The following is a 10,926-nucleotide window of genomic DNA, read 5'->3' as shown; positions in this document are numbered from 1 at the left end:
TGTCTCTCGGGGCGGGTCGGGGGGCGCGCGCGCGCGGACGCGGGCGACACGCGGGGGGGGGGCGGGTGGGAGCCCGCCCCCCCCCCCGCCGCCCCGGTCCGCGGGGGTTACACCTCGACCGTGGCGGTGAGGCGGGAGTCGGCCAGCGAGTGGGCGGCGTGCAGCTCGTAGCGGCCGGGGACGAGGGTCCAGGCGTTCTTCTCCTCGTCCCAGATCTCGAAGGCGCGGCGCGGGAGCGGGATCGTCGTCTCGACGGTCTCGCCGGGTGCGGCCTCGACGCCGGCGAAGGCGGCGAGCCAGCGGGCCGGGCGCTCCACGGTGTCGTGGAGCGGGGCGAGGTAGAGCTGGACGGTCTCGCGGCCGGGGCGGTCGCCGGTGTTGGTGAGGCGGACGGTGACCGACTCGGGGGTGGCCGTGACGGAATCGTACGACCAGGTGGTGTAGCCGAGGCCGTGGCCGAAGGGGTACGCGGGGACGGCGCCGGCCCTGTCCCAGGCGCGGTAGCCGATGAACAGGCCCTCGGCGTAGTCGAGGACGCCGTCGGTGGGGGTGACCTCGGTGACGGGGGCGTCGGCGAGGGCGACGGGCCAGGTGGTGGGGAGGCGGCCGCCGGGCTCCTCGGCGCCGGTGAGGACGTCGGCGAGGGCGGCGCCGCCCTCCTGGCCGGGGAACCAGCTGAGCAGGACGGCGGCGACGTCGTCGCGCCACGGCAGTTCGACCGGGGAGCCGGCGTTGACGACGACGACCGTGTTCGGGTTGGCGGCGGCGACGGCGCGGACGAGGTCGTCCTGGCGGCCGGGGAGGGCGAGGTCCTTGCGGTCGAAGCCCTCGGACTCGACGCGTTCGGTGGTGGCGACGACCACGACGGCGGTGTCGGCGGCGCGGGCGGCCTCGACGGCTTCGGCGATCAGTTCGTCGGGGTCACGGCGGGGACCGAGGTGGACGAAGGAGAACATGACGGCCGGGAGCGGGGCGGCGAGCTCCTTGGCGAGGGTGTGCCGGAGGGAGACCTCGACGGTCTCGCCGGCGGTGAGCTCGACGGTGCCGCGCTCGACCGGGGAGCCGAAGAAGGCTTCGAAGGGGTCGGTCTCGGGGCCCATCTCCTGGACGCCGTCGAAGAGTTCGCGCCCGTCGACGGTGAGGGTGAAGGCGCCGAGGCCGCGGGTGCCGAAGGCGTGGGCGCCGGTCTCGCGGGGCGTGAACTCGCCGGTGACCTCGATGGAGGCGAGGGCGTCGTGGGTGACGCCGGCGGGGAGGTCGTCGCCGATCCACTGGACCTGGCCGTTGGGGAGGGTGCCCTCGCCGAGGACGTTCCCGTCGGCGTCGCGGCAGATCGCGCGGAGGGTGAAGCCCTGGTCGGCGGGGGCGAGTTCGTCGCTGGGGTCGGCGCCGACGACATAGCTCAGGGCTCCGTCGGGCAGGGCGGCGGTGAGGCCGTCGAGCGGGGAGACGACGTGCTCGGGGAAGACCTGGGCGGAGCCGCCGCCGAGGACGCGGGCGTCGCGGGCGGCGGCGCCGGAGAGGGCGACGGTGCCGGGCTTCAGCGGCAGCGCGCCGTTCTCGTTGCGGACGAGGACGAAGCCGCGGCGGGCGATCTCGCGGGCCAGCGCGTCGCCGTCGACGGCGGCGGGGAGTTCGGTGACGGCGGCGGGGGCGCCCGCGAGGGCGCCGACGCGGGCGGCGAGCCGCAGCACGTTGCGCACGGCGGTGTCGACGTCCGCCTCCGCGGCCTCGCCGGAGCGGACGGCGGCGGCGAGCGCCTCGCCGTAGACGGTGCCGGGGCCGGGCATGGCGACGTCGAGGCCGCCGGTGATGTCGCCGACGGTGGAGCGGGCGGCCATCCAGTCGGAGACGTTGTAGCCGTCGAAGCCCCACTCGCCGCGCAGGACCTCGTTGACGAGGTGGCGGTGTTCGGTCATCGTCACGCCGTTGACCTGGTTGTAGGCGGTCATGATGCCCCAGGGGTGGGCGTTGGTGACGATCGCCTCGAAGGGGGCGAGGTACAGCTCGCGGAGCGGGCGCGGGGCGACCCGGTTGTCGACGGTGAAGCGGTCGGTCTCCGCGTCGTTGGCGACGAAGTGCTTGACGGTGGTGCCGACGCCGCCGTCCTGGACGCCCTGGACGTAGCCGGTGCCGATCGCGCCGGTGAGGTACGGGTCCTCGCTGTACGCCTCGAAGTGGCGGCCGCCGAGCGGGGTGCGGTGCAGGTTGACCGTGGGGGCGAGGAGGACGTGGACGCCCTTGCGGCGGGCCTCCTGGGCGAGGAGCCGGCCGGCCCGGCGGGCGAGCGCGGGGTCCCAGGTGGCGGCGAGCGCGGTCGGCGACGGCAGCGCGACGGACGGGTCGTCGGCGGTCCAGCGGACGCCGCGGACGCCGATGGGGCCGTCGGACATGACGAGCGAGGCGAGGCCGATCTCCGGCAGGGCGGGCAGGGACCACATGTCCTGGCCGGCGAGCAGCCGGGTCTTGGCGTCCAGGTCGAGCTGGGCGAGCGCGGCCTCGACGGCTGCCTCGCGCACGGCGTCCTCGTTCACGTCCGTACCTCCGCGTTGAAGTGCTGGTACGGCCATCATGAACCCACCTACCTGTAGATCGGTAGGTGATGTAATCTTTCCGTTACCTTCGGGGGTCGGGGCCATGGCGTACGGTCCCTGTCGACAGGACCTGCGGAAAGGGGGCCGGCGATGGCACGGACCAGGAGCGAGGAGCGCCGCGCGGAGATCCTGCGCGCCGCCCTGGAGGTGATCGCGGAGCGCGGCTACCGGGGCGCCACGCTCGGCTCCGTCGCCGAGCGCGTCGGCCTGACCCAGCAGGGCCTGCTGCACTACTTCCCCACCAAGGAGGCCCTGCTCGTCGCCGTCCTGGAGGAGCGCGACCGCTGGGACACCAGCGGCGGCCGGGACCGCGAGGGCTGGCGGCTCGACCTGCTGGACTCGCTGGTGGAGTACAACGCGATGCGGCCGGGGATCGTGCAGACCTTCTCCGCGCTGCTCGGCGAGAGCGTCACCGACGGGCATCCGGCGCGGGAGTTCTTCACCGAGCGGTACGCGCACGTGCGGGCCAGCATGGCGGACGTGCTGCGGCTGGAGTTCGGCGAGCGCCTGCCGGGCGGGCTCACCCCCGAGCGGGCGGCGCCCCTGCTCACCGCCGTGATGGACGGCCTCCAGTACCAGTGGCTGCTGGACCCGGCCGCCGTCGACATGCCGAGCGCCTTCCGGGACTTCCTGCGGCTGCTCGCGGGGTCCGGCGAGCGGTAGGAAGCGGCACACGACCGGCCGGGCCGGCGTACGGCGGGTGCGGGGCCGACGGGATTCGAACCCGCGCGAGCTCACCGCCAGGTCCGGCGGCCACTCCCTGCTGCCCAGGCTCCGGGGACCTCCTCGGCCCGGTAGGCGATCGCCCACTCTGCCACGGCCCCGCACCCTGCGACCCCGCGCGCGAGACCGCTTCCCCCACCCTAAGTCCCGCCACGGACACGGCGCTTGGGATTTTCAGCGGGGCGGGAGGGCCACCGCCGCCAGGTCCTCCGCACGCAGCGCCGGATCCGCGACCAGCAGCTCGTGGACGGCCTCCAGGAGCGGCAGCCTCGTGACCCCGGCGGCGAGCGCCACGTCCTTCGCGGCCAGCGCCACCGGGAAGTACGAGCCGGTCGCGGTGGCCCGGCCGACGGCGCCGCCGATCGGGCCCGCGCCCAGGGTGCGCAGGGCGAGGTCGCGGGGCAGGCCGAGCGCCTCGGCGAGCCGCAGGCTCTCGGCGACCAGCGCCACTCCCCCGATGGCCGCGTTGATGAGGACCAGCTTGAGCGCGGCGCCGTCGCCGGGCCCGCCGCAGGCGGTGACCGAGCCGAGCCGGGCCAGGACGTCCGCGACCGGGGCGGTGTCGCCGCCCGCGAGGATCAGCAGCTCGCCCGAGGCGGCCCGGTCGACGCTGCCCATCACGGGCGCGTCGATCAGGGTCACCCCCTCGGGGAGCCGGGCGGCGAGTTCGCGGGTGGCCTCCGGGCCGATGGTCGAGGTGTCGATCCAGTGCGTGCCCGGGCGCAGGGCCGGGAGCAGCTCGGCGGCGACGGCGCGGGCGGCGGCCGGGTCGGCCAGCATCGTGATCACGACCTCGGCCTCCCGGACGGCCTCGGCGGGGCTCGCGGCGAGCACGGCGCCGGCCTCGACCAGCGGCGCGGCCTTGGCGGCGGTGCGGTTCCAGACGGTGAGCGGGTGACCGGCGTCGAGGAGGCGGCGGGCCATGGGCCGTCCCATGGAGCCCAGTCCGAGGAAGGCGATCGGCTGCGGGGTGGTGGTGTCCATGGCCTCGACGCTAGGACCGGCGCAGCCATGCGACAAGCGAATGTCTAGCATGGCTGCCATGCAGGTCACGCATGGTTCGCCGCTCGGTTTGTACGACGCCTTCCTGGCCGTCGCCCGGTCCGGGTCCTTCACCGCCGCCGCCAGCACCCTCGGCTACACCCAGTCCGCCGTCTCCCGGCAGGTCCGGTCCCTGGAGGACGAGTGGGGGGCGGAGCTGTTCGAGCGGCTGCCGCGCGGGGTGCGGCTCACGGAGGCGGGGCGGGCGCTGCTGCCGCACGCCGAGGCGGTGCGGGACCGGCTGGCCGCGGCCCGCGCCGAACTGACCGCGCTGCGCACGCTGGACGGCGGGCTGCTGCGGCTGGGCTCCTTCTCCAGCGCCACCGCCGCCCTGGTGCCCCGGGCACAGGCGGCCTTCCGGGAGCGGCATCCGGGGGTGGTGGTGACCCGGGTCGAGGGGCCGTCGGTGAAACATCTGGCGCTGGTCGCGGCCGGGGAGGAGGACCTGGCGGTGGTCAGCCCGGCCGTGGACGCGCCCCCGCCGGCCGGAGTGACGCTCCATCACCTCCTGGACGAGCCCATGCTGGTGGCGCTGGAGCGGGGGCACCGGTACGCCGGACGGCGGGACGTGCGGCTCGCGGAGCTGTCCGAGGAGGAGTGGATCGTCGGGAACGAACGCCTTGAGGACACCCTCCTCCGGCCCGCGCTCGCCGCCGGGCTGCGGCCCCGGACGGGGCTGCTCGCGCACGACTGGATCGCCAAGCTGGGCGCGGTCGCGGCCGGCCTCGGCGTCACGCTCGTCCCGGCGCTCGCGGCGTCGTCGGTGCGCCCGGACGTCGCGCTCGTCACCCTCCACCCGGACGACGTGCCGTACCGGCGGATCTGCGCGGCCGCCCCGGGGGCGCCGACGGCGGCGGCGACGGCCTTCCTGGAGCGGCTGCGGGAGACGGCGCGGGAGCTGCGAGCATGGGCCCCATGATTCTCGCCGCCGCCCAGTTCGCCCCGCTCGCCGGGGACATCGAGGCCAATGTCCGTACGATCGCCGGTCTGGTCCGGGAGGCCGGGGCCGCCGGCGCCCGGGTGGTCGTCTTCGCCGAGCTGTCGCTCACGGGGTACGACACCGCGCTGATCCGGGAGAACCCCGCCCTGGTGCTGACCGAGGACGACCCGCGCCTCGATCCGGTGCGCGCGGCCTGCCGGGCCGCGGGGGCGGCGGCGGTCGTCAACGGGCCGGTGCGGGGCGGGGGTCCGTACCCGGGACTGACCACGCTGGTGATCGGCCCGGACGGCTCGCTGCTCACCCGCTACGACAAGCGGCACCTCTTCCACGGGCACGAGCAGTCCACCTTCACGGCGGGCACGGCCGACGGGCGGTTCGAGCTCGACGGGCTCCGGTTCGCGCTGGCCACCTGCTACGACAACCGGTTCCCGGAGCTGGCCGAGCGGGCCGCCGCCGACGGCTGCGCGGTCTATCTGGCGAGTTCGATGCTGGAGGCCGACAACGACTCCTTCGAGACCGTCTATCCGGTGCGGGCCCGGGAGTTCGGTCTGTTCGTGGCGCTCGGCAACGCGCTGGGGCCGAGCGAGGTCGGCGAGGGCGGCGGCAGGGCCGGGATCTGGGGTCCGGACGGCGGCCGGCTCGCGGACGCGGGCCCGGAGAAGCCGGGCTTCGTGCTGGCCGAGGTGGGCTGAGACGGGCGGAGGGCCGGGCCGCGCAGGCAGCCGACGTGGGTGCCGGCGCTCGCGGAGTAGTAGTACGAGCCGTCCGGCTGGGCGGCGGCCTGGCCGGAGGCCAGCGTGCCCCGGTAGGTGTGCTCGGCGGCGTCGCAGCCGGTGGGCGGGGTCGTGGAGCCGACCGTCAGCTGGTAGGTGACGGTGTGGGTGGCGGAGCCCGTACCGGTGACGGTGATCGGGTAGGTGCCGTTCGGGGTGCCGGCGGCGACCTTCACGGTCATCGTGCTGGAGCCGCCGGAGGTCACCGAGGCCGGGCTGAAGGAGACCGTGACGCCGCCGGGGGCGCCGCTCGACGAGAGCTGGACGGTCTGCGCGGCGCCGCCGGTGGTGCTGGTGTTGACCGTCGCGGTGACCTGGGTGTCCGGCTCGGCCGAGCCCGAGGACGGGTTCAGGGAGAGCGAGAAGTCCGGGGTCGAGGTGCCGCCGCAGTCGGTCTCGCCGGACTGGGCGGGGACGCCGATCGCGTTCCAGGCCGCCTTCACCGCGTTGCACTCGGTGGCGCCGTAGGTGTTCTTGGCGGTGGTGAGGGTGGCGCGGCGGGCCGCGGGGTGGTTCCAGGAGGACGTCTTCATCAGCAGGGCGCCCATGAAGATCTTGCCGGCCTTCTGGATGCCGATGCCGGTGACGGAGGACGGGCCGCCGGAACATATGGGGCTGCTGGGCTTGCCGCCGCCCGGGTTGGAGCCCTCGGCGAGCAGGTAGAACCAGTGGTTCTGCGGGCCGGCCGCCGCGTGCACCTCGGTGCCGGAGGTCAGCTGGGTGTAGCAGTTGGGGTCGTTGTTGATGAGCGAGGGGTTGTACATGTTGCGGATGGGCTGGTTGTTGCCGGTGAAGTTCAGCTCCTCGCCGACCGTGTAGTCCGGCGTGTCGTTCGGGTTGTTCGCGTAGTGCTCGGTGAGCGCGCCGAAGATGTCGCCGGTGGACTCGTTCATGCCGCCGTTCTCGTTGGACGAGCCGGCCGAGCCCGGGGTCCGGTCGAAGATCTCGTGGCCGTACTCGTGGGCCACGACGTCGATGCCGGTGAGCTGGTTGGTGCCGTTCTGGTTGCGCCCGTACGTGGTCTTCGTGCCGTCGTAGTAGGCGTTGACCTGGGTGAGTCCGGCGCGGGCCGGGACCATGCCGCCCTGGCCGTTGATGCCGTTGTAGCCGAACCACTCCTTGAGCATGTCGGACTCGCGCTGGGCCGCGTACATGATGTCGACGCAGGCGGTCACCAGGTCGTTGGCGCCGCCGTTGCCCCACGGGGAGGAGCCCGTGTACGCGCTGCCGTTCTGGCCGCCGCACTTGAAGGCGCCGCGGCTGGTGTCGGTCATCGAGGAGGCGGCGGTGTCGATGGTGACGTTGCCGTTGTGGTAGCCGCGGCCCTCGGCGTGCATCACCTTGTCGGTGGCCTGCGCGACCGTGCCGGTGCGGGCGTCGACGTAGGTGTCGAGCGAGCTGGGCAGGCCCTCGGCGGTGGTGCCGACGACCAGGGTGTGCCAGGCGAGGACGGGCTTGCCGGCCTTGAGGAGCACGGTCAGTTCGGGGGCGCTCGCGCTCTCCACGGCGGTCAGCTGCCCGCGGGCGGTGGCGAGGGCGGCCCCGGCCGTGACCCTGGCGTCGGTCTTCAGCCTGAGCGCGGGGGCGGCGGCGCCGGTGACGTCGCGGACCTTGCCGAAGGAGTCGGAGAGGACGACGGCGTCGCCGCCGCCGTGGACCGGGAGGCCTTTGTACGTCCGCTGGTAGGCGGTGTAGTAGAGGCCGTTCGCCCACGGGGTGACGGCGGTCCTGACGAGGTCCTCGTCGGCGCCGTGCCGCAGTTCGTCGAGGCCGCTGGCGGCGGCGGAGTCCGCGGCGGCCAGCGCCAGGGACCTGCCGTGGCCCGGCGGGACCGGCTGCGCCTGGGGAGCGGCGGAGGCGGTCCCGGCGAGGACGGTCGCGAGGCTCGCCGACAGGGCCAGGGCGGCCACGGCCGCCGTGAGTCTGGTGGGGTGCAACGTCGTGCTCCGTTCAGGGTGGGGGAGACGGATCGTCGCGCCGAGTATGGGCGTGGGCATGGCGAGTTCGGGACATCTCACCGGGCATAAGACGCGGGTTATGGTGCGCCCGCGCCACGCTGCGTACGCTGCTGAAATGCAGCTGGAGTTGAGGCATCTCGAAGCCGTCTGCCGGATTGCGGAGGCGGGAAGCCTGGGCCGCGCGGCGCTCCGGCTCGGCATCTCGCAGCCGGCGCTCTCGGCCCAGTTGCGGCGGATCGAGCGGGTCGCGGGCGGGGAGCTGTTCCTGCGCGGGCGGCACGGCGTGGAGCCCACCCCGCTGGGCGAGTTCGTGCTCTCCAAGGCGCGGCTGGTGCTCGGCGAGATGGACGCGATCGCGGCCGGGGCGCGGGCCGTCGCCCCGGACACGCCGCTGCGGCTCGGCTGCATCCTGCTGGTCCTGGTCGACACGCTGCTCGGGCGGCTCGAACAGGTCGTGGCCGGGCGGGAGATCGCGGTGACGGTGGAGCACTCGGCGACGACCCTGACCCGGCAGCTCGGCGCGGGCCGCTACGACGCGGTGCTGTACGGGGAGGTCAACGACCACGAGGTGCCGCTGCCGGAGGGGACGACGGCCCGCACGCTGGTCCCCAAGGAGCCGTTCTGCGTCCGGCTCTCGGCGGAGCACCCGCTGGCCGGGAAGGAGCGGATCGCGCTGGCCGAGCTGGCGGGCGAGTCCTGGATGACGCTGGTCGAGGACGACGACGGCGGCCCCGAGGCGCTGGTCGCGGCCTGCGAGCGGGCCGGCTTCACCCCGGCGCTGCGGCACCGGGTGGCCGACCGGAAGATCCACTACGACCTGATCGCCTCGGGCCGGGCGATCTCGCTGAGCCAGCCGACCGCCCCGGCCGCCGACGGCACCGTGCTGCGCCCCCTGGAGGGCGACCCGGTGACCGGCCGGATCCGCCTCGCCTGGAACCGCTCGACGGTCGCCGCCCGGCACGCGGAACTCCTGTACCGGGCGGCGGCCGAGGCGTACCTGGCGAACGTCGCCAACAACGCCTTCCACCAGGAGTGGTGGGCGGCCAGACCGGAACTCCACCCCATCCTGACGGCGGAGTGAGCTAGTCGTAGGTGACGTCGGAGGCCGTGTAGCGGCAGGTGGTGGCGTCGGGGCCGGTGCCGAGTTCGGTGGGTTCCCTGCCGGTGTCGTTGCCGGTGAAGCGGGTGCAGGGCTTGATCTTCTTCTTGGTGTCGCCGTGCACGCGGACGTTCCGGAGCGAGGCGGTGTCGCCGTAGTTGGCGTTGACGCCGACGATCGACTTGCCGGGGGCGGTGATGTCGACGTCGTTGACGATGATCGTCCGCCGGTACTGCTTCCCGCAGTTGCCGCAGGAGCGGACCAGCTTGCCGAAGTCGGAGGCCTGGAACCTGGTCACGACGAGCTTGCCGGCGCCGTTGAACTGGAAGACCTTGTCGGAGGCGCCCCGGGCCCCGCCGCCGTACACCGCGTGGACGGCGTTCGGGGAGGTGCCCTTGAAGGTGGCGGCGTCCTCGCCGACGTTCTCCCACCAGACGTTCCGGAGGGTGCAGCTGCCGAGGCAGTGGACGCCGTCGGCGGCGGGGGTGCCGAGGACGACGTTCTTGAGGGTGGCGCCGTCCTTGAGGACGAAGAGCGGCCGCTGGCTCTCGTCCTGCCCGTCGGAGCCGAGGTCACCGGTGCCGGAGAAGCGCTTCAGCTTGCCGTCGTAGGTGCCGGAGACCTCGATGGTCCTGGCGACCGGCCTGTCGCCCTTGGCGGTCGGCCAGGCGGGGAGGGCGGTCGGGGCCGCGCCCGCCGGGGCGAGCAGGCCGGTGGTGACGAGGGCCGCGCCGGTGAGGCCGAACGCGGCCAGTCCGCCGGCGAGCGCCCTGCGGCGGCCCGTCCTGCGCTTGTGTGTCGTCATGGGGTGTCTTTCCTGAGGGGGATGCGGTGCACCCCCTGGTCGCCACCCGGAGCGGAAAGGTTGCCGCCTTCCCGATCGTTCTCCTCGGCGTCCCCGTCCCGCTCGCCGCGCAGGTCGCGGACCATCAGCGTCGCGCCGGCCACCGCGCCCGGCATCAGGAAGACCGCCACGAAGGGGACGAGGAAGGCGAGGGTGAGCGGGACGCCGAAGCCGAGGGCGACACCGCGCCGGCCGCGCAGCAGCGTCAGGCGCTCCTTGAGCTCGACGCCCCGGCGCTGGAGGGCGACGGCGGTCAGTTCCTCGGCGAGGAAGAAGCCGGAGACGCAGAAGCCGATGGCGGGCACGACGGTCTGGCCGACGACGGGGATGAAGCCGCAGGCGAAGAGCAGCACGCCGTAGAGGGCGACCCGGAGCACCACCCGCAGGCTGTCGCGGGCCGAGATCCACAGCTCGCGCCAGAGCGGGAGGCCGGACTCGGGGACCTCGCCGCCCTCGCTGCGGTCGACGTCCTCGGAGAGGGACTCGTAGAAGGGCTGGCCGATGAGGAGGGTGACGGCGGTGAAGGTGATGACGGCGAGGAAGAGGCCGAAGACGAAGACGAGGGCCGTCAGCGCGTTGCGGAAGAGGCCGAGCCACGGGGAGGACCAGTCGTCGGCGAACGGCGTCGCCCAGGCCACCAGGTCGTCCGCGCCGAACCCGAGGCCGACCAGGGCCCCGGCGTAGAGGACGAGGGTGACGAGACCGGGCAACAGCCCGAAGCCGAACTGCCGGCCGTGCCGTGCCACCCACTTCTGGCCCTGGACCAGATAACCGAAACCCACCCCGAAATCGCGCATGCGCGCAGCCTAACGGCGCTGCACACGTGTGCGGGCCGCCCCCCCGGGGTGCGGGGGGCCGCCCGCCCAAGGGGGGGGGGGGGGCGGAGACGGGTCGGGGGCCCGAGACGGGGACGGGGGGGGGCGAGGTGCAAACGGAGAGCGCGAGCGGGCTGTG

General features: G+C 74.3%; 8 protein-coding genes and 1 pseudogene. 4 read left to right on the top strand and 5 right to left on the bottom strand.

What is annotated here, in order from left to right; translation table 11 throughout:
* Window positions 1–107 precede the first annotated feature (107 nt).
* On the bottom strand, window positions 108–2,573 hold the full coding sequence (locus ACFW1I_RS06335) for a glycoside hydrolase family 3 protein (RefSeq protein ID WP_384666562.1): 2,466 nt from the start codon (window positions 2,571–2,573) through the stop codon (window positions 108–110).
* 111 nt (window positions 2,574–2,684) lie between these two features.
* Here ACFW1I_RS06335 and ACFW1I_RS06330 point away from each other — a divergent pair, with 111 nt between their 5' ends.
* On the top strand, window positions 2,685–3,257 hold the full coding sequence (locus ACFW1I_RS06330; RefSeq protein WP_384666560.1) for a TetR/AcrR family transcriptional regulator: 573 nt from the start codon (window positions 2,685–2,687) through the stop codon (window positions 3,255–3,257).
* Window positions 3,258–3,491: 234 nt separating this feature from the next.
* On the opposite strand, the gene ACFW1I_RS06325 is transcribed toward ACFW1I_RS06330, so the two are convergent.
* On the bottom strand, window positions 3,492–4,301 hold the full coding sequence (locus ACFW1I_RS06325; RefSeq protein ID WP_384666559.1) for an NAD(P)-dependent oxidoreductase: 810 nt from the start codon (window positions 4,299–4,301) through the stop codon (window positions 3,492–3,494).
* A gap of 49 nt (window positions 4,302–4,350) precedes the next feature.
* On the opposite strand from ACFW1I_RS06325, the gene ACFW1I_RS06320 reads away from it, so the two are divergent.
* Both ACFW1I_RS06320 and ACFW1I_RS06315 read left to right on the top strand, forming a co-directional pair.
* The gene (locus tag ACFW1I_RS06320; protein ID WP_384666557.1) at window positions 4,351–5,277 is read left to right on the top strand and encodes a LysR family transcriptional regulator; all 927 of its coding nucleotides are present in this window, start codon (window positions 4,351–4,353) and stop codon (window positions 5,275–5,277) included.
* Window positions 5,265–5,990 carry a carbon-nitrogen hydrolase family protein gene (locus ACFW1I_RS06315; protein ID WP_384666555.1) on the top strand — a complete coding sequence of 242 codons (726 nt, stop codon included), beginning with the start codon at window positions 5,265–5,267 and terminating at the stop codon, window positions 5,988–5,990. Before ACFW1I_RS06320 ends, ACFW1I_RS06315 begins: the two co-directional genes overlap by 13 nt.
* A gap of 506 nt (window positions 5,991–6,496) precedes the next feature.
* Here the strand turns inward: ACFW1I_RS06315 and ACFW1I_RS06310 are convergent.
* A pseudogene (locus tag ACFW1I_RS06310) lies at window positions 6,497–8,068 on the bottom strand (M4 family metallopeptidase); the annotation flags it as partial.
* A gap of 76 nt (window positions 8,069–8,144) precedes the next feature.
* Here ACFW1I_RS06310 and ACFW1I_RS06305 point away from each other — a divergent pair.
* Entirely contained in the window at window positions 8,145–9,110 is a 966-nt protein-coding gene (locus ACFW1I_RS06305) for a LysR family transcriptional regulator (RefSeq protein WP_384666553.1), read from the top strand.
* A 1-nt stretch (window position 9,111) separates the two neighbouring features.
* Here the strand turns inward: ACFW1I_RS06305 and ACFW1I_RS06300 are convergent, their stop codons facing one another.
* Together ACFW1I_RS06300 and ACFW1I_RS06295 are read right to left on the bottom strand one after the other, a co-directional pair.
* Window positions 9,112–9,933: a pectate lyase gene (locus tag ACFW1I_RS06300; RefSeq protein WP_384666552.1), complete on the bottom strand. Its 822-nt coding sequence runs from the start codon at window positions 9,931–9,933 to the stop codon at window positions 9,112–9,114.
* The gene (locus ACFW1I_RS06295) at window positions 9,930–10,769 is read right to left on the bottom strand and encodes an EI24 domain-containing protein (protein WP_384666550.1); all 840 of its coding nucleotides are present in this window, start codon (window positions 10,767–10,769) and stop codon (window positions 9,930–9,932) included. Before ACFW1I_RS06295 ends, ACFW1I_RS06300 begins: the two co-directional genes overlap by 4 nt.
* Window positions 10,770–10,926: the final 157 nt, after the last annotated feature.

It is taken from the genome of Streptomyces sp. NPDC058955 (genome assembly GCF_042741435.1).
GTDB lineage: Bacteria > Actinomycetota > Actinomycetes > Streptomycetales > Streptomycetaceae > Streptomyces.
This window is presented reverse-complemented; position numbering and strand designations above follow the sequence as displayed.

Bases quoted from the DNA above. Each gene is read 5' to 3' on its own strand.
- ACFW1I_RS06335 (WP_384666562.1), bottom strand. From the start codon at position 2,573: ATGATGGCCGTACCAGCACTTCAACGCGGAGGTACGGACGTGAACGAG.
- ACFW1I_RS06330 (WP_384666560.1), top strand. From the start codon at position 2,685: ATGGCACGGACCAGGAGCGAGGAGCGCCGCGCGGAGATCCTGCGCGCC.
- ACFW1I_RS06325 (WP_384666559.1), bottom strand. From the start codon at position 4,301: ATGGACACCACCACCCCGCAGCCGATCGCCTTCCTCGGACTGGGCTCC.
- ACFW1I_RS06320 (WP_384666557.1), top strand. From the start codon at position 4,351: ATGGCTGCCATGCAGGTCACGCATGGTTCGCCGCTCGGTTTGTACGAC.
- ACFW1I_RS06315 (WP_384666555.1), top strand. From the start codon at position 5,265: ATGGGCCCCATGATTCTCGCCGCCGCCCAGTTCGCCCCGCTCGCCGGG.
- ACFW1I_RS06305 (WP_384666553.1), top strand. From the start codon at position 8,145: ATGCAGCTGGAGTTGAGGCATCTCGAAGCCGTCTGCCGGATTGCGGAG.
- ACFW1I_RS06300 (WP_384666552.1), bottom strand. From the start codon at position 9,933: ATGACGACACACAAGCGCAGGACGGGCCGCCGCAGGGCGCTCGCCGGC.
- ACFW1I_RS06295 (WP_384666550.1), bottom strand. From the start codon at position 10,769: ATGCGCGATTTCGGGGTGGGTTTCGGTTATCTGGTCCAGGGCCAGAAG.